The following is a 24,228-nucleotide window of genomic DNA, read 5'->3' on the forward strand; positions in this document are numbered from 1 at the left end:
ATGACCACACACCACATCTCCGAAGAATCACTCATCGCCTTTGCCGAAGAGACCCTAAACGAAGCCAAAGGTATCATGTATAATATGCTTGCCAAAGTCGTTGAGATTGGGGCATCTGACCTGTTTATCACGGCAGATTTTCCGCCGAGCGTCAAACATCAAGGCTTGATGAAACCGCTTGGCAAACAGGTGCTAAGTGCCGATAAGACCAAATTGTTTGCATACAGTATCATGAATGATTATCAGCGTGATGAATTTGAACGTGAAATGGAATGTAACTTTGCCATTAACGTGCCAAATGTCAGCCGTTTTCGTGTCAATGTCTTTATTCAGCAACAGCAAGTGGGCATGGTCATTCGTACCATTGCCGCCGAGATTCCCAATTTTGAAAAGCTAAGATTACCCCAAAAGCTCAAAGACGTGATTTTGGAAAAGCGGGGTTTGGTGCTGGTGGTGGGCGGTACAGGTTCGGGTAAATCCACGAGCTTGGCGGCGATGATTGACTACCGTAACGAAAACAGTGCAGGGCATATCATCACAGTAGAAGACCCTGTGGAATATGTGCATAAGCACAAAAAATCGATGATTACGCACCGTGAAGTGGGCGTGGATACGCACTCATGGCACCATGCGTTGAAAAATACGCTCCGCCAAGCCCCTGATGTGATTTTGATTGGTGAGATTCGAGATACCGAGACCATGGAACACGCCATTGCCTTTGCTGAGACGGGGCATTTGTGTCTAGGGACGCTCCACGCCAACAACGCCAACCAAACGCTTGACCGTATCATCAACTTTTTCCCCGAAGAGCGTCGCCAACAGCTCCTTATGGATTTGTCCAGCAACATGAAAGCGATTATCTCACAGCGACTCATTCGCACCGAAGACGGGCAGGGACGGCGTGCGGCGGTGGAGATTATGCTGAACACGCCATTGGTGGCGGATTTGATTTTAAAAAGTGAAATGCATGAGTTAAAGGCGATTATGACCAAAAGCCGTGAGTTGGGTATGCAGACCTTTGACCAAGCGTTGTTTGACCTATATGATGAAGGGGCTATCTCGTACGATGAAGCGATTCGCAATGCCGACTCGCCCAACGAGCTACGCCTACAAATCAAGCTCAAAGGCACCAGACGAGACGGCGAGCAGGAAGTGGCGAGTGCGTTATCGCTCCATGCTGATGAGAGTGATGATGACTAAAAGGAGCGTTGCACATCGCACGTCTTGATTTGGTCATTGATTTATCGGGCTTTTCCAATTTGGAACGCAGTGCGTGCCAAATTGGGTTGGTCGCATTATACAGTTTTAATTTTTTTAAAAACATGAATTGTTAAGATATTGATAATTCTTGGATTGATAAAAATGGTTAAAATGGAGCAAAAAATGCAATTAACCACAATTAAACAAAATGACGGTATTTTTATCCAAATACCAAAGCATATCATGAAAGATATGGATAAGGTTGTGTCTAGTTTTGATGATAACACACACCAAATTCACATTGCATTTTATCCAAAACAAGAGACAAATATCAGCCCAGAAGTTCAACAATTATCAGGCAGTCTTAGTGCTTATATCGGTACAGATACCGAGATGATTGACGATGACGAAAAGGCATTTTTACAATTTTTATTAGATGATGATAATCGTATTAAAAATTGAGTAAAAGTAGGGTGCGTACCACGCACCAATAACCTATTTTTTGATGATGTGATGATGTGATGATGATTGATATTTTAGATAAATTGTCTGATGATAAAAAACAGCAACTCATCAAAAAACCAAAAGCGTGTTTTGGCTTTGATGAAAATTATCAATATTTTGTTTGTCATTATCGCCAAGTGGAAATTATCTGTGATGTGGTGATTTATGATTATGAGCAAGCCATAAACCATAATCGTTATTTTGAAAAAGAATACGCCCACTTTGCAAAAGAATTATGGTTATTTGCTGATAATTGCTGTGGCGATGAATGGTTTTTGCACAAAACAACCAAGCAAGTGCTGTTTTATGATCACGAACAGGGCGAATATTCATCTTTTGATGATTTTGTGAAATTTGATGTTGATTTTGGGCAATTTATGCATTTAATCATGGCATTAAGGGAGTTTCAATTAAATGAGCATGCCATTAAAAATCCACAAGACTATTTTAACAAACACATATTGCCTTTAAATCCGATATTTTTTGATAATTATCCTTATGAGATATATTGATTATAAGGGTAAATTTAAAAACTTTAACCATTTGTTAAACTGATAAAATTAAGTTAGTTTTATCAATTTAATAAATAAAACCAAAACCGCAAGCTGACGCTAGCACAGGTAACTTTATGAAAATAGTAACCGACAAAACCCCCAAAGTGGACATTCACGCCATTTTAACGCCCCAAGAAATTGACGGCATTCATCATCACATTCATCACTACCCACAACCTAGGGCGGCGGTGCTTGACGCTCTAAAACTCGTCCAAAAACGTAACGGCTGGGTGGACGATGCCCAAGTGGCTGCCATAGCCCATATGCTGTCCATGCCTGTGGCGGACGTGGAGGGCGTGGCGACATTTTTTAACCGCATTTATCGGATGCCAGTGGGTCGCCATGTGATTTTGATTTGTGATTCTATCGCTTGCTATCTAAACGGCTATGAGGCATTGGCGGACGCTTTTAAACGTGAGCTTGGCATTGATTATGGGCAAACCACAAAAGACGGTCGCTTTACCCTACTGCCCATTTGTTGTCTTGGCAACTGCGACAAGGGGGCGAGCGTGCTGATTGATGAGGATACTTATGGACCTGTGTTGCCGTCTGAGGTCGGTCTATTGTTGGAGCAATACGCATGAATAAACCAAATGTCGCCGAGCAAATCCACGCTCGTAAAAACGGACTTGCCCCAAGCCAACTAAATCGCCAAAAAACGCCAATCTGGGGCGTGGGATTGGCGGACGGTCAAGCACCGACTTCGCTCACACACCCCTTGACATGGCGACTGTATCATCATGATGCCCTGCTGACATTGGCGGATTATGAAGCCTTGGACGGCTTTAAAGGGCTAAAAAACGCCCTAGCCAAAGACCCAAGAGAAGTGGGCGAGATGATAAAAACCGCCAACGTGCGTGGGCGTGGCGGTGCAGGCTTTAACGCAGGGCTAAAATGGACGTTTATGACTCCGCCTGACGGTGGCGTGCGGTATTTGATTTGTAATGCTGATGAAATGGAACCTGGGACGTTCAAAGACCGCTTGCTTATGGAGCGGATTCCGTTTCAGCTCATTGAGGGTATGCTCATTACTGCTTATGCCATTGGGGCGAGCGTGGGCTATATCTTTATCCGTGGCGAATATATCCTAGCCGCCGAACGCTTACAAAACGCCATTAACGAATGTATCGCCAATAACTTGCTAGGCGAGGGTATTTTGGGGGCGGAGTTTAACTTTGAATTGCACGTCCACACAGGGGCAGGGCGGTATATCTGTGGCGAGGAGACGGCTCTTATCAACTGCTTGGAGGGTCGCCGTGCCAACCCACGCACCAAACCGCCATTTCCCCAAGTATCAGGGGCATGGGGTCGCCCAACGGTGGTGAATAACGTTGAAACCTTAAACAATATGCCTGCCATTTTGTTAAATGGCGTGGAGTGGTATTTATCCTTGCCAAACGCCAAAGGCAAATCACAAACCCCCGGCACCAAGATTATGGGGTGTAGCGGTCGTGTCAAGGACGCAGGGCTGTGGGAAGTGCCGTTTGGCTATACCGCTCGTGAACTCATTGAACTGGCGGGCGGTATGCAGGACGGCTTGACCTTAAAGGCGTGGCTACCCGGCGGAGCGAGTACCGACTTTTTGACGGCAAGCGATGAACACCTTGACCTTGTCATGGATTTTGACCCGATTATGAAGGCAGGAAGTCGCCTTGGGACGTGTCTCATGATGGTCGTGGACGAAACGCAAGACATGGTGAGCCTGTCTAGAAACTTGCAACAGTTTTTTCAAAGAGAATCGTGCGGTTGGTGTACCCCTTGCCGTGATGGTTTGCCGTGGGGCGTAAAAATCCTTGATGCGATGGAAAACGGACAAGGGCAAGCGGACGACATTGACAAACTGTCCGAGCTGACACGAGATTTATGGCTTGGCAAGACTTTTTGTGCTCATGCCCCAGGGGCGATGGAGCCACTCATGAGTGCGTTAAAATATTTCCGTCATGAATTTGAGCAAAAAGTGAACAACTCAAAACCACAACAAAATAAGGTGGGGGTGTAACATGGCAGTCATTCATATAGATGGCAAAACTTATGATGTGGACGGCTCAGATAACCTGCTCTCAGCCTGCCTGTCGCTTGGCATTGATGTGCCTTATTTTTGTTATCACCCTGCACTTGGTTCGGTGGGGTCGTGCCGTCAATGTGCGGTTAAGCAGTACAATAACGAAGACGATTATAAGGCAGGGCGTGGACGGCTGGTGATGAGCTGTATGATTGCCCCCACGCCAAAGAGTGATACTTGGATTTCGGTGGACGATGCCGAGGCAAAGGCATTTCGTAAAAGCATTGTGGAATATCTGATGACCAATCACCCCCACGATTGCCCAACGTGCGAAGAGGGCGGACATTGCCATTTGCAAGACATGACCTATATGAGCGGACATAGAAAACGCCGTTACCGCTTTACCAAACGCACGCACCACAACCAAGACTTAGGGGCGTTTATCAATCATGAGATGAACCGCTGTATCGCTTGCTATCGCTGTGTGCGGTTTTATAAGGATTACGCAGGTGGCACGGATTTTGGGGTGTATGCGTCAAATAACCGTGTCTATTTTGGGCGTGAAGAGAGCGGACAGTTAGAGAGCGAATTTAGCGGTAACTTGACCGAAGTTTGCCCAACGGGTGTCTTTACCGACAAAACGCATTCTGACCGCTACAACCGTAAATGGGACATGCAGTACGCCCCAAGCATTTGCCATGGCTGTTCAAGCGGGTGCAACATCTCGGCAGGCGAGCGTTATGGCGAACTTAGACGCATTGAAAACCGCTATAACCATGACGTAAACGGCTATTTCTTGTGCGACCGTGGGCGTTTTGGCTATGGCTATGTCAATCGTGCTGACCGCCCAACCCAGCCCTTAGAAAATGTGAACGGACAATTTGTCAAAACCAGTGCAAGCCTTGCAGTCGATAGCGTGGCGGACTTATTAAAAGGCAAAAACGTCATCGGCATTGGCTCGGCTCGGGCAAGTTTGGAGAGTAATTTTGCCCTAAAAAAACTGGTCGGAAGCGATTATTACAGCACAGGCGAGCGAGCGGTTGTCAAAGACGTGGTGGACTTGGGCGTGGAGTTGTTACGCCATAAAGACGTGCATAATGTGTCTTTGGCAGAGATTGAGACGGCGGATAGCGTGTTTGTTTTGGGCGAGGATTTGACCCAAACGGCAAGCCGTGTTGCCTTGTCGGTGCGTCAAGCGTCCAAAAACAAAGCCCGTCAAATGGCAACCGCCCTAAAAACCGAGCATTGGCTTGCCGAGCCTGTCAAGCGTATCGGGCAAGAGGCGTACAGTCCCATTTATGTGGCGAGCGTGGTGGATACCAAATTATCCGACATCGCCAAAGTGTCTGCCGTTGCTACGCCAAACGACATCGCCAAATTGGGCTTTATGGTGGGCGACATCATCAAGGGCTATGCCGATACCCTAGATGAGATTGGCAAAAGCGAGAACGCCATTTTTGCCAAAGAACAAGAGCCAAACCTTGCGATAGATGAGAACATGGCAATGGAGTTTTTGGCTCATCATATTGCTTATGATTTGATTATGGCGAACCGTCCGCTTGTCATCACAGGCACCAGCTTGTCATCAAAGGCAATCGTACAGGCAACAGGCTATATCGCCCAAACCTTGACCGCCAAACGTGCCAAAATCGCCCATGTGGAGCGTGAATTTGTGGAAGTGCAAAACGCCAAAATCCGTGATGAAGTGGCTCGTCAATTCATTGACCCTGACAAAGATGCCAAAACGGACGGCACGCACACCACAGAGCGAGACCCCAATGAGTTTGAAAAAGAGCTGTCATCTCGCCTATTAAAGACAAATGCCCTATATGCCGACAAAACAGGCGTGTATGTTGCCATGCCTGAGGCGAACAGCGTGGGCGTAAACTTGCTTGGTGGTCAAGCGATAGAGGAGATTTTGGCAAAAGAATTTGAGGCGGTGGTGGTGCTAGAACATGACCTAGCAAACCTTGCCCCAAGCCAATTTGACAAATTGACCGAAAAAACACTCATTGTCCTAGACCACCAGTCTTATGACTGGCACGCCAAAGCCGATATGGTGCTATCTGGTGCGTCATTTGCCGAATCAGACGGTACGCTCGTGTCTGCCGAAGGGCGTGCAGGGCGGTTTTTTGCCAGTTTTGACAAAAAATACTATGAGCCAAACAGCGAGCTAAAAGACAGTTGGCGTTGGCTACACGCTGTCGCTAATGCCTTGGCTAGCACCAATTTGACAAATGGCAATGATGAGCCAACGTGGTATCATCTTGATGACGTTATTGATGAGCTTATCACGGATTATCCACACCTTGCCCAAATCAAAGACGTTGCCCCCGAGTCGGATTATCGCATTACAGGGCTAAAAGTCGCCCGTGAGCCACGCCGTTATTCAGGGCGGACGGTGTTACGCTCGCCCATTTCTATCCATGAACCCATGCAACCGAAAGACTTAGACAGTGGTTTGACTTTCTCCATGGAGGGTTATGTGGGCGATAAGACTGACCCAAGCCTTATCCCATTTGCGTGGAGTGCAGGCTGGAACTCGCCCCAAGCATGGAACAAACTCCAAGACAAAGTGGGTGGACGGCTAAAAGGCGGAGATGTGGGCATTCGTCTGTTTGATGACTTGCCAAAAGTGGAGACGGTATTTGACAAAGCCGAGCTTGACAGCATGATAAGCACGAGCATTTTTGACGGTCGTGCGGTCGTTGTGCCTGTACATAATCTATTTGCAAGCTCACGCATGGCAAGCCGTAGCCCTGTGGTGGCAAGCCAAATCAAGCCTGCCACATGGACAATCAGCGATGATGATGCCAAGCGTTGGATTATCAAGGCAGGCGATAAGCTAACCCTTGCCCAACATGGGGTAGAGATTACCCTGCCTGTGGACGTGGTGGACTATGTGGCGGACGGCTGTATCGGCTATCCTGACGGGCTTGTGCCGTTTATGGTTGGTGTGCCGACAACCGTCAAAAAGGCGGAAACCGACACGCCTGCCTATGTGCCTGAATATCAAAAAAGCGTGGCAAATCTGGCTAATATCAAGCGTGAAAATATCTTTACGCCAAAAGCTGGATTTAATAACGCACCGTTAGCAATGCAAGTGGGGGCATAAATGAGTATTCGTGTGATTCCTGATGTGCCGTCATGGCTTGGCGGTTTGTCCTTTGAGTGGTGGTCGCTTATTTTTATGACCGCCCAGACCTTGATTATCTTTTTGGGGCTTGTCATCACGGCAGCACTCATGATTGTCTATGAACGGCGTATGCTTGCCCTGTGGCAAGACCGCTATGGCCCAAACCGTGTGGGCTGGCAAGGGTCGCTACAACTGGTGGCGGATATGCTAAAAATCTTTTTTAAAGAAGACTGGACACCCAATTTTGCCGACAAACGCCTATTTACGCTCGCCCCTGCCATTGCCATGTTTACCGCGTTGGCAAGTTTTGCCATTATTCCGCTATCGCCCACGCTTGGGGCGGCAGATTGGAACATTGGCATTTTGTTCTTTTTTGCCATGGCAGGGCTTGCTGTATATGCCGTCATGTTTGGCGGTTGGGCAAGTGCCAATAAGTTCTCGCTCTTAGGCGGACTGCGTTCGGCAGCTCAGACGATTAGCTATGAAGTGTTTTTGGGCTTATCGCTCATGGGCGTGGTGGCTATGGCAGGCTCGTTTAATTTGCGTGAGATTGTAGAAGCCCAAACAACGGTGTGGAACGTCATTCCGCAGTTTTTGGGCTTTTTGACCTTTGTGGTGGCAGGGGTTGCCGTTACGCACCGACACCCCTTTGATCAACCCGAAGCCGAGCAAGAGCTTGCCGAGGGGTATCATGTGGAATACTCGGGCATGAAATTTGGTATGTTCTTTATTGGCGAGTATGTCAATGTGGTGGTGATTAGTGCTTTGATGACGTGCTTGTTTTTTGGTGGGTGGCTTGCTCCTTTTAACCTAAACATACCCTTTGTTCCGCCTGTGTTTTGGTTTTTGATTAAGACCTTGTTTTTTATGACCTTATTTGTGCTGGCTCGTGGCTCGCTCATGCGTCCACGTTATGACCAAGTGATGAATTTTGGTTGGAAAGTGTGTTTGCCTGTAACCTTGGTAAACCTATTGGCGACTGCTTTTGTGATTTTGATGGTGAATTAAATGTTTGCAACTTTAAAAAATACGGCGGTGGGCATTTTTACCATTGTACGCTCTATGTGGATGGTAAATTCTCATGCCTTGCGTCCACGAGACACGATTTTGTACCCCGAACAGCCTGTGCCTGTACCGCCCCGTTTTCGTGGGCGGATTGTGCTGACCCGAGACCCTGACGGCGATGAACGCTGTGTGGCGTGCAACCTATGTGCGGTGGCGTGTCCTGTAGGGTGTATTAGCCTACAAAAGGCGGAGCGTGAAGACGGTCGTTGGTATCCTGAATTTTTTCGTATCAATTTTAGCCGTTGTGTGTTTTGTGGCATGTGCGAAGAAGCGTGTCCGACTACCGCCATTCAGCTGACCCCTGATTTTGAATTGGGCGAATACAATCGCCAAAATCTGGTCTATGAAAAAGAGCATTTGCTCATTAGTGGCGTGGGCAAATACCCAGAGTATAACTATTATCGAGTAACAGGCATGGCAACGGATGATAAGCCCAAAGGGTCGCATGAGCGTGAAGCAGAGCCTGTCAATGTACGGAGTTTGTTGCCATGATTGATGTGTTAAAAGGGTTTTTGGCAAATGGCGATGCGGTGGGCTTTTATGCCTTGTCGCTGGTGGCGATTTGGGCAAGCCTAAGGGTGGTTACGCACGCCAATCCCGTCCATGCCATTTTGTCCATGATAGTAAGCCTACTTGCGGTGGCGGGGATTTTCTTTATCATTGGAGCCCCATTTGCAGGCGTGCTTGAAATGATTGTCTATGCTGGGGCGATTTTGGTGCTGTTTGTGTTTGTCATTATGATGTTAAATCTTGGCACGGACACCACAGAAGAAAAGACGTGGCTGACTGCCAATGCGTGGGCGATGCCTGTGTGTCTTATGATGATTGTTGGGGCGGTGCTGATTGGTTTTATTGGCTATGGTACAGACCAATCCATACAGCTACAAAGCGATACCATCTCTGCCAAAGATGTGGGTGTACGCTTATTTACAGGGTATGTGTTGCTTGTGGAGGTGGCGGCATTTTTGCTTTTGGGGGCATTGGTTGCGGCATATCATTTGGGTAAAAAAGCACTTGATGATGAAAACATCAGCCACAGCCAAACATGCCCTGACATCGTCTCTAATACATGGACAAATCAAGACAAAGAGCAACAGGAGAGAGCCGATGCAAAATTATAATGTAGATACTCTAAATGCCCCCTTTGCCCATGAAGTCGCCAAATTGGCATCTGATATGGGCGTGCCTGCTCATCATGGGCTGATTTTGGCTGCCATTTTGTTTGTTATTGGGCTGGCTGGCGTCATGGCAAGACGCAATGTGTTGTTCATGCTCATGAGTTTGGAGATTATGATGAACTCAGCTGCTCTTGCCTTTGTGGTGGGGGGTAACATGTGGGGCAAGGCAGATGGGCAGGTTATGTTTGTGTTTATTTTGACGCTGGCAGCGGCAGAGGCGGCGATTGGGCTTGCCATGCTTTTGCAATTTTATCATCGTTTTAGAAGTCTTGATGTCAATCACGCCAGTGAATTAAAGGGGTAGGGTGGTATGAATTTGTTAGCATTGACCTTTATTTTCCCTTTAATTGGATTTTTGATATTGACCATGGGGCAAGGCAGAATTGGCGAAAAACCTGCTACCATCATTGGGGTGGGGGCGATGGGGCTGTCGGCTGTGTGTGCCTTTGTCAGTATTTTTGGGTTTTTGACAAAAGGGCAACAGGCGATGTCTGTGCCACTTTGGACATGGCTGTCGGTGGGCGATTTTGCCCCTAAATTTGGGCTGTATCTTGATGGATTGTCTGTTACCATGATGGGCGTGATTACAGGCGTGGGCTTTTTGATTCATCTGTTTGCCAGTTGGTACATGAAAGGTGAGGCAGGATTTGCCCGTTTTTTTAGTTATCTGAATTTATTTGTGGCAAGCATGCTCATGCTTGTGCTTGCTGATAACCTTTTGCTCGTGTATTTGGGCTGGGAGGGTGTGGGCATTTGCTCATATTTGTTAATTGGCTTTTATTATCAAAACCGAGCCAATGGGCGGGCAGCGATAAAGGCATTTACTGTAACCCGTGTGGGCGATGTGTTTTTGGCGATTGGGCTGTTTTTACTGTTTGTTGTATTTGGTACGCTTGATATGACCGCCATCAATGCCAAAGCAGATGCCATGTTTGCTGTTAATGACCCCATGCTACTGCTCATCGTGGCAATGCTTATCGGTGGGGCGTTTGGTAAATCGGCTCAAATTCCTTTGCATACTTGGCTTGCCGATGCCATGGCGGGCCCGACACCTGTGTCGGCTCTGATTCACGCTGCCACCATGGTAACGGCAGGGGTGTATCTGATTGCTCGTATGCACCCGCTGTTTGTGCTGACCCCTGAAATGCTCCTATATTGGGTGGGGGGTATCGGTGCGTTGTCCATGCTTGTGGCGAGCTTTTGTGCGTTGGCACAGACCGACATCAAGCGTGTGCTTGCTTACTCTACCATGAGCCAGCTTGGTTATATGTTCATCGCTTTGGGCGTGGGGGCGTGGCAGGTGGCGATTTTTCACTTGATGACGCACGCATTTTTTAAGGCGTTATTATTCCTAGCCAGTGGGGCGGTGATTATTTCCACTCATCATGAGCAAAATATCTTTAAGATGGGTGGTCTGCGTCATAAAATTCCCCTTGTGTTTTGGTCATTTGTGGCAGGTGGTGGGGCGTTGGTTGCCTTGCCTTTTGTAACGGTTGGCTTTTATTCCAAAGAAGCGATTTTGTGGGAGACTTATGCCACAGGACACATGAGTCTGTTTTGGGCGGGCGTGTTTGGGGCGTTTTTGACGGCTGTTTATACTTTCCGTTTGATTTATCTTGTGTTCTTTGGAGAGCAAAAAACGCATGGTGAGCCTTTAAAAGGAATAAGTTACGCCTTGCCTTTGATGGTGCTACTTGTGCTATCGACAGGGATTGGGGCGTGGATTCACCCGCCTTTGGCAAATGTCCTGCCAGCGAGCGTGGGTAGCACCCTAACAGACGGCAAGCATACTGCTGAGATTATCGCGGTGGGCGTAACCGCACTTGGCTTGGCGATGGCGTACTTTTTGTATGTGCTTGACAAGGGTAAGATTTTGACAAAATGGACAAATTCTGCCTTTGGTGGGGCGTGTACTTATTGGTGCTATCACGGGCTGGGCTTTGATGCTCTTTATGATATTGTATTTGTTAAGCCGTTTTTGGCAATTTGCAAATTCCTAAAAAAAGACCCTGTGGACAAGCTGTGGCATATCCTGCCCTTTGGGGTCAAACTTGGCAACAAGCTGTTGGTAAAAACCCAAACAGGGCGACTTGGCACGCACGCTGTGAGCTTTGGCGTGGGGCTTGCTGTGGTACTAATCTTGGCAATGATGATGGTGGTATAAGATGATAGAGCAAACATGGCTTTTGCCAAGTCTAATTGCAATCCCGTTGATTGCAGGATTTTTGTGTTGGTTATTTGAAAAAAAGGACGCACGACTGCCCAGATGGGTGGCACTTATTGGCATGACATTGACCTTTGTGCTGTCGCTCGTGCTGTATGCCAAAGGCGACTTTGGGGTGTTAAATGCCAGCACCGACAGCAGTCTGCCTTGGGCGGCAACCTTTGAAGTGCCTTGGATACCTGCCTTTGGTATCAAATTCGCCTTGGCGATGGACGGCTTGTCTTTACTCATGATTGTCTTGACGGCATTTTTGGGTATCATGGCGGTGGGCTGTTCGTGGGGCGAGATTAAGCACCGTGTGGGATTTTTTCACCTAAACCTACTGTGGTCGTTGGGCGGTGTCATCGGTGTCTTTTTGGCGATTGATTTGTTTTTGTTTTTCTTTTTTTGGGAAATGATGCTGCTGCCCATCTACTTTTTGATTGCCCTATGGGGGCATGATGTGCGTGATACTAATGGCAATATCATCAAGCCAAAATCGGCTGCCGCCACCAAGTTTTTTATTTATACCCAAGCGTCTGGGCTTATCATGTTCATTGGTATCAGTATGCTTGTGCTTATCAATTTTGCCCAAAAAGGCGTGCTAAGTTTTCATTATGAAGACCTGCTTGGTACGTATCTTGGCAAATATGAATACCTGATTATGCTGTGCTTTTTTGTGGGCTTTGCGGTCAAATTGCCTGTTTTTCCATTACACGGCTGGCTACCTGATGCCCATGCCCAAGCCCCAACGGCAGGTTCGGTGGACTTGGCAGGGATTTTGATTAAGACGGCGGCGTTTGGTTTGCTTCGCTTTGTGATTCCGCTTTTTCCAAATGCGTCTGCCGAGTTTGCTCCCATTGCCATCACGCTTGGCATGATTGGGGTGTTTTATGGGGCGTTTTTGGCGTTTGCCCAGACCGATATCAAGCGACTGCTCGCTTATACCAGTGTGTCGCATATGGGTTTTGTCGTGCTTGCCATTTATGCTGGCACACTGGTATCGTTGCAAGGTTTGATGGTGCAAATGCTTGCTCACGGTTTATCAAGTGCAGCACTGTTTATTATGGCAGGTCAAATTTATGAGCGTTTGCACACTCGTGATATGACGGTCATGGGTGGTATGTGGGGACAGTTTCGCCGCCTTGCTCCGTTTATGATGTTCTTTTGTGCCGCCCTTTTGGGTATCCCTGGTACGGGCAACTTCATTGGCGAGATTTTGATTTTGATGGGGTCGTTCAAGGCGTATCCTGTCATCAGCGTGCTATTGACCGTGAGTTTTGTGTGGGCGGGGCTGTATGCACTGATTTTGATTCACAAGGCGTTGTTTGGCGACAACACCACGCCCCATCTGCACGCCTTATACAAGGCAAAAGACGACACCGCCAAGCCTTTGCGTGATTTGGGCAGGCGAGAGCTGTCTTTGCTTGGTGTGCTTGTGGTAGGGCTTGTTTGGCTTGGGCTGTATCCACAACCCGTCCTAAACAAATCCGAGCAAGCAATGAGCTATATCAGCACCAAAATGCCCGATAGATATTCGGACGTGGATACCGCCATTGCAGGGCTAAAAGGCAATCAAAAGCCCATCTCGCCAGAAATTGTGCCGCAAGTCATTGAAATTAACCAAGGGGGCAACTAATGAGTGTATCTATTGAGTTTTCGTCTTTGCTCCCGTTGCTCCCTGCCATGATATTGGGCGTGGCGGTGCTTGTGGTCATGCTTACTATCGCCATCAAACGCTCACACAGTCTGATTGTTGGCTTGACTGCCCTTGGACTAAATGGGGCGTTGGCGGTGCTACTGTTGCAGTTTTTTGAAAAATTGCCCACTCATGTCAATCGGGGCGATGTCATGGGGCTGTTTTTGGTGGACGGCTTTGCCTTGTTTAATAGCCTTATCATCATCGTTTCGGCTTTGGCGTGTGTTACGTTATCGTATCGCTATTTTCAAAGTTTTAATAACAACAAAGAAGAGCTGTATCTGCTTCTTTTGACAAGTACGCTTGGGGCGGTTTTGATGACATCGGCTCATCATTTTGCTTCTTTCTTTGTGTCATTGGAGCTTTTGTCTGTGCCTATGTATGGTATGCTAAGTTTTGCTTACCTAAAACAAAAGTCCTTAGAATCGGGGCTAAAATACCTGATTTTATCGGCCACTGCTTCGGCGACTTTACTCATGGGTATGGCACTGATTTTTGCAGCAACAGGTGAGCTTGGCTTTACCCATCTTGGAGAGGCTTTGATGGCAGGTTTTGGGATACTGCCTTTGTTTGTGGTTGGGGCGGTCATGATGGTGGCAGCGGTTGCTTTTAAGTTATCGCTTGCGCCATTTCATGCGTGGGCAGGCGATGTCTATCAAGGTTCTCCTGCCCCTGTTACGGCATTTTTGGCAAGCGTGGGCAAGGTGGCGGTGGTTGCCCTTACCGTGCGTTTTTTGCTGACGAGTGCAGCTCCTGCCATATCAGCTATTGATGCGATATTGGTTGCCATTGTTGGGGTGTCTATCATGGCAGGGAACTTGCTTGCTCTGACTCAAACCAACCTAAAACGCCTGCTTGCGTTCTCATCTGTGGCACATATGGGTTATGTGCTGATTCCTCTCATCGCCACAGGGGCAACGGCAGATGCTGACAGTGTGATCAGTATGTATGTGCTTATCTATGCCTTATCCTCTGTTGGGGCATTTGGGGTGATTGTGCTGATGACAGGAGCGTACGGTGAAACCGACCGCAATAGAGCAACCCAAGAGATAGAAGATGAAGCGGACAGCATGGCGGTTTATCAAGGGTTGTTTTGGCGAAGACCTGTGCTGACAGCGGTTTTGACGGTGATGATTCTGTCCATGGCAGGCATGCCACTTACCGCAGGATTTATCACCAAAATGCAGGTGCTGTTCGCTGCCGTTCAAGGTGGGCGATTTGAACTTGCCTTTATGGTGGTTTTGGGCAGTGCCATCGGACTTTATTATTATCTAAAAGTGCTGCTTATCATGTTCAAACGCCCAATGACCATCGTGCCTTTTGATGTACCCAATGATTGGCGTGTTAAGGCAGGGGGGCTTGTACTGATTCTTATCACGGCATTTATTTTTGTGATGGGGATTTTGCCAAACACGCTCTTTAAAATGGCAATTTTGGCAATTTTGGGGTAAATAAAAACAAGCACTTAGTTGAACCGACCCCCAAATCTTAGACATAAGATTAAAGGTTAGGTTGTTGCAAGTGGTTGTATTAACCCTAATTGGACTAAGTTTCTGTACTTAACAGGACTTAGTCCTTTTAATTTGCTCTTTATTCTATCATGATTGTAGTAGTGTATGTACTCATCAATCACTTGTTTAAGTTCATCTGTTGATGTAAATGTGGTTGTCTCATAAAATATCTCTTGTTTTAGCGTACCAAAGAAGCTCTCTATCACAGCATTATCCAAACAATTGCCTTTTCTTGACATGCTTTGGGTTAAGCCTTGTTCTTTTAGGGTTTGTTGATACTGGTGCATTTGATAGTGCCAGCCTTGGTCTGAATGAATGATGGGTTTGTCATCCATCTTTTCTTGGCTTAGCTTGGATAGGGCATCATTTAACATCTCTTTGACCAACTCATACGTTGGTCTGTCCTTCATCGTATAACTGACAATCTCACCATTAAACAAGTCGATGATGGGCGATAGGTAGAGTTTTCTTTGAATGACACTGCCATCATTTGCCTTGTCTTGTACTTTAAACTCGGTGATGTCTGTTGCCCACTTTTGATTGGGTTTGTCTGCTTTAAAGTCTCTTTTGAGTATATTGTCCTGAATGGTATCTTTGCCCATTGTGCCTTTGTAAGTATTAAACTTACGTTGACGACGAACCAATGCTTTGAGTCCAAGTTTAGCCATCAGTCGTTGCACTCGTTTATGATTAATGACCATGCCTTTTTGGGCAAGCTGATTGTTAAGCTCTGATGTGATTCTACGATAACCATACCTGCCCTTGTGTTGGTGGTAGATGTGGTTAATGTGTTCTTTTAAGTCAAGGTCTTTGTCAGGCTTTGTACTTTGACGAATGTGGTAATAAAACACACTTCTTGGCAAGTTTGACACTGCCAATAAGTCAGCAAGTTTGTGCTTATGCCTTAATTCTTGGATGATCAGGACTTGTTCTTTGTTTGTACTGATTGTTCCTTTTGACGAATTAAGGCATCTAGCTTTTTTAGATAGTCATTCTCTGCTCTAAGATAGGCAAGTTCATCAAGCAAATCATCCACACTTTTTTCGTGGTCTTGTTTGGTTTTCCAAGTTGATTTGGTTTTATTAGCGTTGTGTTTGTTTGACATTGCTTTTTTGCCTTTGGGTTTGGGTATTAGTCCCATTATACCAAAGGCTTGGTAGGACTTTAACCAAGTTGACAGTAAAGAAGGTTGTGGCAGATTAAGCTCTATGGCAAGTTGTGTAAGCGATTTGCCCTGTTGTATGGCTTGAACGGCATTAAGCTTAAAATCTGTGTCATAGACAGCCTTTGTGTGTCGTCTTTTTATGCCATCAATGCCATGTGCTTGATAGAGTTTAACCCATAGCTCTACGGTTGTGTGGTTTAGATTAAAGTGTTTGGCGGTTTGTTTGTAGCCATGATGATTAAGATAATACCCAATCACAGACAGTTTAAAGTCGGTTGTGTATTTTGCCATAAAAAGCACCCCAAAGGTTAGTGTGTCTAACTTTTGGGGTGCGGTTCATAGTTGGGTGCTTGTTTTTTTGTGGCGATGGTTTACAATAGCATGGATAAATTTAAAAAGAGAAAAACCATGTCCGACCAACACGCCACCCCCATTACCGTACTTTCCAAGACCGTCTGGTCACCCACGCTGTTTAGCTTTACCACAACACGCCCAGATGGATTTCGTTTTGATGCAGGGCAATTTGCCCGTTTGGGCATCAACCCCAGCGAGCTTGCCAATGCCAAAAACGCCCCCGATGAGCGGATTTTTCGTGCTTATTCGGTAGCGTCAAGCCCCTATGATGAGCAGTTGGAATTTTTCTCGGTGGTCGTGCCTGACGGGGCGTTTACCAGTCAATTACAGCATTTGACGGTGGGCGATACGCTCTATCTTAACCCCGAGCCGTTTGGTTTTTCAACCCTTGCTCGCTACCAAGAACCTGCCCCAAAGGATTTGTGGCTACTGGCAACAGGCACGGGACTTGCTCCATTTTTATCCATGCTTGGCGATTTGACCACTTGGCAAAATTACAGCGACATCGTACTGGTGTACAGTGCCAGAACGCAAGCAGAACTTGCCTATCTTGATAAAATTCATGAATTAAATCAGCAGTTTAGCGAACTGACCGACAACCCAGCTAAACTCCATTTTGTGCCGATTATCACTCGTGAAAAAGTGGAAAACTGCCTAAATGCTCGCATTCCTGCTTTGATAGACAGTGGCGAACTTGAAAATTTTGTCGGTTTAAACTTAAATCCTGCCACTTCTCATGTCATGCTCTGTGGCAATCCGCAGATGGTGGACGACACCAAAGAAAGTTTAAAAAACAAAGGTTTGGCGATGAACCGTAGGGGCGTGGGTAATATTGCAGTGGAGAATTATTGGTAGGCAATAAAAAACAGGGTGGTAAAATGAACCGCACCCCAAAAGTTAGACACACTAACCTTTGGGGTGCTTTTTATGGCAAAATACACAACCGACTTTAAACTGTCTGTGATTGGGTATTATCTTAATCATCATGGCTACAAACAAACCGCCAAACACTTTAATCTAAACCACACAACCGTAGAGCTATGGGTTAAACTCTATCAAGCACATGGCATTGATGGCATAAAAAGACGACACACAAAGGCTGTCTATGACACAGATTTTAAGCTTAATGCCGTTCAAGCCATACAACAGGGCAAATCGCTTACACAACTTGCCATAGAGCTTAATCTGCCACAACCTTCTTTACTGTCAACTTGGTTAAAGTCCTACCAAGCCTTTGGTATAATGGGACTAATACCCAAACCCAAAGGCAAAAAAGCAATGTCAAACAAACACAACGCTAATAAAACCAAATCAACTTGGAAAACCAAACAAGACCACGAAAAAAGTGTGGATGATTTGCTTGATGAACTTGCCTATCTTAGAGCAGAGAATGACTATCTAAAAAAGCTAGATGCCTTAATTCGTCAAAAGGAACAATCAGTACAAACAAAGAACAAGTCCTGATCATCCAAGAATTAAGGCATAAGCACAAACTTGCTGACTTATTGGCAGTGTCAAACTTGCCAAGAAGTGTGTTTTATTACCACATTCGTCAAAGTACAAAGCCTGACAAAGACCTTGACTTAAAAGAACACATTAACCACATCTACCACCAACACAAGGGCAGGTATGGTTATCGTAGAATCACATCAGAGCTTAACAATCAGCTTGCCCAAAAAGGCATGGTCATTAATCATAAACGAGTGCAACGACTGATGGCTAAACTTGGACTCAAAGCATTGGTTCGTCGTCAACGTAAGTTTAATACTTACAAAGGCACAATGGGCAAAGATACCATTCAGGACAATATACTCAAAAGAGACTTTAAAGCAGACAAACCCAATCAAAAGTGGGCAACAGACATCACAGAGTTTAAAGTACAAGACAAGGCAAATGATGGCAGTGTCATTCAAAGAAAACTCTACCTATCGCCCATCATCGACTTGTTTAATGGTGAGATTGTCAGTTATACGATGAAGGACAGACCAACGTATGAGTTGGTCAAAGAGATGTTAAATGATGCCCTATCCAAGCTAAGCCAAGAAAAGATGGATGACAAACCCATCATTCATTCAGACCAAGGCTGGCACTATCAAATGCACCAGTATCAACAAACCCTAAAAGAACAAGGCTTAACCCAAAGCATGTCAAGAAAAGGCAATTGTTTGGATAATGCTGTGATAGAGAGCTTCTTTGGTACGCTAAAACAAGAGATATTTTATGAGACAACCACATTTACATCAACAGATGAACTTAAACAAGTGATTGATGAGTACATACACTACTACAATCATGATAGAATAAAGAGCAAATTAAAAGGACTAAGTCCTGTTAAGTACAGAAACTTAGTCCAATTAGGGTTAATACAACCACTTGCAACAACCTAACCTTTAATCTTATGTCTAAGATTTGGGGGTCGGTTCATAGTATCTGCCCTGTTTTTTATTTAGTGTACTAAAACCATCAATCCTTCCATGCTGTTCTGTCTGCTTCGGTTTTAAGCTTAGGAAACAGGTCGGGGTCAAAGCTGATGTCTTTTAGGTCAACACCTGACTTGATTTGACGTTCATAGTCTTTTAGGACACGCAGTGCCACAGGCGATAGCCACACAATGGCGATAAGGTTAATAACTGCCATGATGCCCATCGTCAAGTCAGCAAAGTTCCAAACCGTTTTTAGGTCGGCAACAGACCCCACAAAGACCATGACAAGCAGGGCGATGCGTAGCCCCATCATGGCAGGCTTGGCGTTTTTTTGACCAGATAAAAACTCAATGTTGCTCTCGCCATAGCTATAATTGGCGATGATGGTGGTGAACGAAAAAAAGAAAATCGCCACCGCCACAAACACCACGCCAAATTGCCCCACATATTGCGACAGGGCAAGTTGGGTAAGTTGAATGCCCGTCTGCTCAGAGTTTGGGTCAACCACACCAGATAAGATGATGATGGAGGCGGTAGCGGTACAGATGACGATGGTATCCATAAACACCCCAAGCATTTGCATGAAACCTTGTACAGCAGGGTGATTGGGATAAGTCTGAGCGGTTGCAGCGGCGTTGGGAGCAGAACCCATGCCCGCTTCGTTGGAGAACAGACCACGTTTTATGCCATTAATCATGGCTGATGCAACGGTATAGCCTAAGACCCCACCTGCGGCCTGTTCAAATCCAAAGGCGGATTTGAAGATGATGGCAATGGCGGCAGGAAACTGGGTGATGTTGCTAATAATGATAAACAAAGCCAGCAAAACGTATAAAATCGCCATGATTGGCACAATCTTACCTGCCACCTTAGCAACTGAACGCATGCCCCCAAAAACCACAGGAGCGACCAAAATCACTAAAAATAGCCCCGTTACCCAAGGGGGGATGTTAAAGGCTTCCAGACTTGCCTGAGCGATGGTATTGGCTTGCACACCATTAAAGGCAAGTCCAAAGGCAATGAGCAGGCACACCGAAAAGATAATAGCAAGCCAGCGTTGCCCCAACCCTGCTTGAATGTAGTAGGCAGGGCCACCACGAAAGACGTTGTCAGTGTGGGGGACTTTATAAGCCTGAGCAAGAGCAGACTCAATAAAGCTTGTTGCCATCCCCAAAATGGCTGTAACCCACATCCAAAATACCGCCCCAGCACCCCCTAAATAAATGGCGATGGCAACCCCTGCAAGGTTACCTGTACCGACCCGTGCTGCCAGCGATGTCATCAAGGCTTCGTACGAGCTGATACCGCCCGAGCGACCGCCTTGCCCTGACACCCTAAGCAGTTTCCACAGATGTCCAAAATAGCGAAACTGAGCAAAGCGAGTGGCAATGGTAAAATAAATGCCCCCACCGACCAACAAAAACACAATAAGACCATACCAAGGATTGCCCGCTATCAGCCAATCGCCATTGCCCCAAATCAGGCTTACGCCCCAATTGATGAGACTGTTAAACCACTCAATCATAGCCACTCCGTTTAGTTCACAAAAAAAGCAAGGATTGACCTTGCTTTGGTAAAGATGTTATTATAAAAAAATTTGTCAATAATTACAAGTTTTTACAATGATGTTTTAGGTTTGTCTTATTAAAGTGTTTGTGTTAAAAAGTGTGTATGTTAAACATTAGGCTTGCTTTATGATACAATATCGTGCAAATTGTCAGAGAAGTTTAAAAGGATAAGGAAAGTTTATGAAAGCCCTATTGGTTGTGGACGTGCAAAACGGTTTTGTTGGCGGTAATCTGGCGGTGGCAAACAGCCACACGATTATCCCCATGATTAACCGCTTGATTGCTCATTTTGATACCGTGATTTTGACCCAAGATTATCACCCTGCCGACCACATTTCATTTTACCAAAATCATGACGGCAAAGCCCCGTTTGACACCATAGAGCTACCCTATGGCACGCAGGTTTTGTGGAATGCTCACTGTGTACAAGGCACGAGCGATGCTGATTTTCATGCTGATCTGCAAGCCGATAAAGCCGAGCTGATTATCCGTAAAGGCTATCATCGCCACATAGACAGCTATTCGGCATTTATGGAAGCTGATAGGGCAACCAAAACGGGACTGGCGGGCTATCTTCACGAGCGGGGCATAGACAGCGTGTATGTGGTGGGCATTGCCACTGATTTTTGTGTGGCGTGGACAGCGATAGACGCCGTAGCGTTTGGGTTTGGTTGCACGGTCATCACGGACGCAACCGCCCCGATAGACATTAATGGTTCGTTAGATAAGGCAATGGCGGATATGACGGATGTTGGGGTCAAATTTATCAATTCAAAAGATATTTTAAATCAATGACTTATAAACTTTTTAAAATTTTTAGCAAAAAATACTTGCCAAATTTTAAAAGTCGTATATAATACGCCACATCAAGACGAAAGTTGATGAAATCTGGGGTCGTGGCGAAATTGGTAGACGCACTGGATTTAGGTTCCAGCGGGGCGACCCGTGAGAGTTCGAGTCTCTCCGACCCCACCATATATAAAAACCTGCTGTTAAGGCGGGTTTTTTGCTATGTAAATTTTGAAATTTAAAAAGGCATTGTTTCATTAAATATATTTTTTGCAATATGAATATGTAGGGGTGAATAACATTCGCCCAAAAATCAATGTTTTATACAGGGCAAATTGCAATTTGCCCCTACAAATCCACCCAAAGGCAGGGTTAATTAACCCAAATTTTTATAAATCGGTAAAACCATTTACCCAAAACCCATTCCCAATCAGCCAAGTTATCCTTAGCCAAAATACCATGACTGTTCAAACCTTTAATCCCAAAAATCCAAATCCCAACCCCAGCGAAGTTGGCTATCATCACAAAGCCAACCATAACCAAAACCGCACCATTGACCAAAGTGCCAATTTGCAAAATGTAGGTCTTATGCAAATTGCCGAACCAAATGGCGGTTTATCCAGTGAGATTGTCAAAACGCCCAAAGTCGGGTTTGTGTCCTTAGGCTGCCCCAAGGCACTGGTGGATAGTGAGCGGATTATTACAGAATTGACAAAAGAAGGCTATCAAGTCGCCAAAGATTATGACGGGGCGGATTTGGTGGTGGTCAATACTTGCGGATTTATTGAATCTGCCGTCCAAGAAAGCCTTGATGCCATTGGCGAAGCAATCACCAAAAACGGTAAGGTCATCGTAACAGGCTGTTTGGGTAAAGATGCCGAAAAAATCCGCACCATGCACCCTGCCGTATTGGCGGTAACAGGGGCTCATGCCTATGATGAAGTGGTCAAAGCGGTAACGCACCACGTACCAAAACCTGCCAAATCAAAGACTTATGACCCCAAAATAGACCTTATCAATGACGCAGGCGTGAAGCTAACCCCTGCCCATTATGCGTATGTCAAAATCAGTGAAGGCTGTAATCATCGCTGTACTTTTTGTATCATTCCGTCCTTGCGTGGCGACTTGGTGTCTCGCACCATTGACAGCGTGATGAATGAAGCGGTCGCCCTAAAAAAAGCAGGGGTCAAAGAGCTACTCATCATTAGCCAAGACACGTCCGCTTATGGCGTGGATTTAAAATACAAAATGGCGTTTTGGCAAGGCGAGCCAATCAAGACGAAATTTTTTGATATGTGCCAAGCCTTAGCACGTCTTGGCATTTGGGTGCGTTTACATTATGTATACCCTTATCCGCACGTGGATAACGTGGTGCAAATTATGGCAGACAGCATGAAAATCAGTGGTGGCAGGGGTGGGCTTTTGCCATATCTTGACATTCCGTTTCAGCATGCCAGCCCATCTGTATTAAAGGCGATGAAACGTCCTGCCATGAGTGAAAACACCCTAGAACGCCTTGCCATATGGCGACAGATTTGCCCTAATATCGTCATTCGTTCTACCTTTGTGGTGGGCTTTCCAGGTGAGACAGAAGAGGATTTTGAGTATCTTTTGAATTGGTTAAAACAAGCACGCCTTGACCGTGTGGGCTGTTTTACTTATTCACAGATTGACGGAGCGGCCGCCAATGATTTACCCAATCCTGTGCCAGAGTCCATCAAGCAAGCACGTTATGAGCGTTTTATGGCACTGGCACAACAAATCAGCAAAGAAAAACTTCAAGAAAAAGTCGGGCAAACTTTGGTGGTGTTGGTGGATGAGATTGACTTTGATGAAAACATTGCCATTTGCCGTAGCTATGCCGATGCTCCTGAGATTGATGGTCATGTGTATGTGGATGATATTGATGAGACGGTAAAAGTGGGGCAATTTTTGACCGTAACCATCGATGAGGCCAGTGAATATGATTTGTTTGCCAGTTTTGTGGCATAAATTAGACAATGACAAGGCAGGTCATTTTTGTGTTTTTATCCAAATTTTAAAATCCTTAATCTTGTTGGGTGATTATTTGGTAAAATAATAACAACTTTATTAAAAAATCTGTAAGTTTTGTGAAATTGAGTAATAAAGTGGACGTAAAATGTAGCTTGCTCTTGTGTGTGGGTGATTTTATGCTAAAATGGCGTCAAATTAAAGATTGATGATGAATTGACTTTAATTTTGTTTAAATTGTTTAATATATCCCAATTGGAGTAAAACATGAAAAAAATCCTAGCATCTATTTTGGCACTGTCTTTGCTTGCCCCTGTTGCAGCTTTTGCAGATTACGAAGACATGATTGAGCGTCAGATTTATATGGATCCCAGCTATCAAGCCAATGTACAAAAAGCTGTAAAAATCTTGCAGGATAGAGGCTATCGCATCAAAGACATCGAGCCTGGTGTGCATCTTGGACAAAAGATTTTGGACGTTGAAGCTTATAAAGACTTTCAAGAATATGACGTTTACCTAAGCTACCCTGACCTAAAAATTATCAGCGAACGCATTGATTGGTAATTATCATCAATTATCATCATTACAAATTAAGCAATCAATTAAAAAAGTAGGCTTCAATAGCCTACTTTTTTAGTCAGTATTTTTACTGTAATTACTATAATAAAAAATTACTGTAATCAAAAATTATATACAGCTAACAAAATTGAATTTTACCACGGAAACTGTTCGCCCTGAGCTATTTTCCGTCATGGAAGGTATTTGGGAATACAAAATTTAGCTAAGCTACCCTGACCTAAAAATTATCAGCGAACGCATTGACTGATGAGCATCTGATTGATTGGTGGTCATTGATTATCAATCACCACTACCAAAAGATTTGAA

The 24,228-nt window shown here is 45.5% G+C and carries 22 protein-coding genes and 1 tRNA gene; 20 read left to right on the forward strand and 3 right to left on the reverse strand.

What is annotated here, in order from left to right; genetic code table 11:
* The 13 genes from AAHK14_RS09260 to AAHK14_RS09320 all read left to right on the forward strand — a co-directional run bounded on the left by AAHK14_RS09260 (window position 1) and on the right by AAHK14_RS09320 (window position 14,992).
* Window positions 1-1,200 (forward strand): PilT/PilU family type 4a pilus ATPase, encoded by a 1,200-nt coding sequence (locus AAHK14_RS09260; RefSeq protein WP_065256545.1) that lies wholly within the window; start codon window positions 1-3, stop codon window positions 1,198-1,200.
* 183 nt (window positions 1,201-1,383) lie between these two features.
* Complete coding sequence (locus AAHK14_RS09265) at window positions 1,384-1,662, forward strand: hypothetical protein (protein WP_065256544.1); 279 nt, start codon at window positions 1,384-1,386, stop codon at window positions 1,660-1,662.
* 62 nt (window positions 1,663-1,724) lie between these two features.
* Window positions 1,725-2,216: an SMI1/KNR4 family protein gene (locus AAHK14_RS09270; RefSeq protein ID WP_156065181.1), complete on the forward strand. Its 492-nt coding sequence runs from the start codon at window positions 1,725-1,727 to the stop codon at window positions 2,214-2,216.
* Between the two features lie 116 nt (window positions 2,217-2,332).
* Entirely contained in the window at window positions 2,333-2,842 is a 510-nt protein-coding gene (nuoE, locus tag AAHK14_RS09275) for an NADH-quinone oxidoreductase subunit NuoE (protein WP_062499124.1), read from the forward strand.
* Window positions 2,839-4,257: an NADH-quinone oxidoreductase subunit NuoF gene (gene nuoF / locus AAHK14_RS09280; protein WP_194092634.1), complete on the forward strand. Its 1,419-nt coding sequence runs from the start codon at window positions 2,839-2,841 to the stop codon at window positions 4,255-4,257. The genes nuoE and nuoF overlap by 4 nt, the downstream gene beginning before the upstream one ends.
* A 1-nt stretch (window position 4,258) precedes the next feature.
* On the forward strand, window positions 4,259-7,375 hold the full coding sequence (nuoG, locus tag AAHK14_RS09285; protein WP_194092633.1) for an NADH-quinone oxidoreductase subunit NuoG: 3,117 nt from the start codon (window positions 4,259-4,261) through the stop codon (window positions 7,373-7,375).
* A complete protein-coding gene (nuoH, locus tag AAHK14_RS09290) occupies window positions 7,376-8,404 on the forward strand; it encodes an NADH-quinone oxidoreductase subunit NuoH (protein ID WP_065256540.1) in 1,029 nt (342 codons plus the stop codon).
* Window positions 8,405-8,953, forward strand: coding sequence for an NADH-quinone oxidoreductase subunit NuoI (gene nuoI, locus AAHK14_RS09295; RefSeq protein ID WP_029102048.1), 549 nt, complete (start codon window positions 8,405-8,407; stop codon window positions 8,951-8,953).
* Complete coding sequence (gene nuoJ, locus AAHK14_RS09300; protein ID WP_065256539.1) at window positions 8,950-9,582, forward strand: NADH-quinone oxidoreductase subunit J; 633 nt, start codon at window positions 8,950-8,952, stop codon at window positions 9,580-9,582. Before nuoI ends, nuoJ begins: the two co-directional genes overlap by 4 nt.
* Window positions 9,583-9,637: 55 nt before the next feature.
* Window positions 9,638-9,943 carry an NADH-quinone oxidoreductase subunit NuoK gene (nuoK, locus tag AAHK14_RS09305; protein WP_036331908.1) on the forward strand — a complete coding sequence of 102 codons (306 nt, stop codon included), beginning with the start codon at window positions 9,638-9,640 and terminating at the stop codon, window positions 9,941-9,943.
* 6 nt (window positions 9,944-9,949) lie between these two features.
* The gene (gene nuoL, locus AAHK14_RS09310; RefSeq protein WP_065256538.1) at window positions 9,950-11,803 is read left to right on the forward strand and encodes an NADH-quinone oxidoreductase subunit L; all 1,854 of its coding nucleotides are present in this window, start codon (window positions 9,950-9,952) and stop codon (window positions 11,801-11,803) included.
* Window position 11,804: 1 nt separating this feature from the next.
* On the forward strand, window positions 11,805-13,481 hold the full coding sequence (gene nuoM, locus AAHK14_RS09315; protein WP_083108203.1) for an NADH-quinone oxidoreductase subunit M: 1,677 nt from the start codon (window positions 11,805-11,807) through the stop codon (window positions 13,479-13,481).
* Window positions 13,481-14,992, forward strand: a complete 1,512-nt coding sequence (locus tag AAHK14_RS09320; protein WP_065256537.1) for an NADH-quinone oxidoreductase subunit N — start codon at window positions 13,481-13,483, stop codon at window positions 14,990-14,992. Before nuoM ends, AAHK14_RS09320 begins: the two co-directional genes overlap by 1 nt.
* Before the next feature lie 56 nt (window positions 14,993-15,048).
* Here the strand turns inward: AAHK14_RS09320 and AAHK14_RS09325 are convergent, their stop codons facing one another.
* Both AAHK14_RS09325 and AAHK14_RS09330 read right to left on the reverse strand, forming a co-directional pair.
* Entirely contained in the window at window positions 15,049-15,999 is a 951-nt protein-coding gene (locus AAHK14_RS09325; RefSeq protein ID WP_115246899.1) for an IS3 family transposase, read from the reverse strand.
* Window positions 15,972-16,508: a helix-turn-helix domain-containing protein gene (locus tag AAHK14_RS09330; RefSeq protein ID WP_065256690.1), complete on the reverse strand. Its 537-nt coding sequence runs from the start codon at window positions 16,506-16,508 to the stop codon at window positions 15,972-15,974. Before AAHK14_RS09330 ends, AAHK14_RS09325 begins: the two co-directional genes overlap by 28 nt.
* A gap of 117 nt (window positions 16,509-16,625) precedes the next feature.
* Here AAHK14_RS09330 and AAHK14_RS09335 point away from each other — a divergent pair, with 117 nt between their 5' ends.
* From AAHK14_RS09335 to AAHK14_RS09345, 3 genes are all read left to right on the forward strand, one after another.
* Entirely contained in the window at window positions 16,626-17,426 is an 801-nt protein-coding gene (locus AAHK14_RS09335; protein WP_065255000.1) for a ferredoxin--NADP reductase, read from the forward strand.
* A 72-nt stretch (window positions 17,427-17,498) separates the two neighbouring features.
* Window positions 17,499-18,035, forward strand: a complete 537-nt coding sequence (locus tag AAHK14_RS09340) for a helix-turn-helix domain-containing protein (RefSeq protein ID WP_065256690.1) — start codon at window positions 17,499-17,501, stop codon at window positions 18,033-18,035.
* A gap of 2 nt (window positions 18,036-18,037) precedes the next feature.
* Entirely contained in the window at window positions 18,038-18,958 is a 921-nt protein-coding gene (locus tag AAHK14_RS09345; protein WP_264753555.1) for an IS3 family transposase, read from the forward strand.
* Window positions 18,959-19,034: 76 nt separating this feature from the next.
* Here AAHK14_RS09345 and AAHK14_RS09350 read toward each other — a convergent pair whose 3' ends face one another.
* The gene (locus AAHK14_RS09350) at window positions 19,035-20,519 is read right to left on the reverse strand and encodes an alanine/glycine:cation symporter family protein (RefSeq protein ID WP_065256759.1); all 1,485 of its coding nucleotides are present in this window, start codon (window positions 20,517-20,519) and stop codon (window positions 19,035-19,037) included.
* 223 nt (window positions 20,520-20,742) lie between these two features.
* Between AAHK14_RS09350 and pncA the strand changes: the two genes are divergently transcribed.
* From pncA to AAHK14_RS09370, 4 genes are all read left to right on the forward strand, one after another.
* Entirely contained in the window at window positions 20,743-21,357 is a 615-nt protein-coding gene (pncA, locus tag AAHK14_RS09355; protein ID WP_065256758.1) for a bifunctional nicotinamidase/pyrazinamidase, read from the forward strand.
* Window positions 21,358-21,452: 95 nt separating this feature from the next.
* A tRNA-Leu gene (locus AAHK14_RS09360) sits at window positions 21,453-21,537 on the forward strand.
* A 402-nt stretch (window positions 21,538-21,939) separates the two neighbouring features.
* A complete protein-coding gene (gene rimO / locus AAHK14_RS09365) occupies window positions 21,940-23,343 on the forward strand; it encodes a 30S ribosomal protein S12 methylthiotransferase RimO (protein ID WP_065256761.1) in 1,404 nt (467 codons plus the stop codon).
* Window positions 23,344-23,610: 267 nt separating this feature from the next.
* Entirely contained in the window at window positions 23,611-23,907 is a 297-nt protein-coding gene (locus tag AAHK14_RS09370) for a PepSY domain-containing protein (RefSeq protein WP_065256757.1), read from the forward strand.
* The last annotated feature ends 321 nt before the right edge of the window (window positions 23,908-24,228 follow it).

The sequence above is a fragment of the Moraxella sp. K1664 genome (genome assembly GCF_039693965.1).
Lineage (GTDB): Bacteria > Pseudomonadota > Gammaproteobacteria > Pseudomonadales > Moraxellaceae > Moraxella.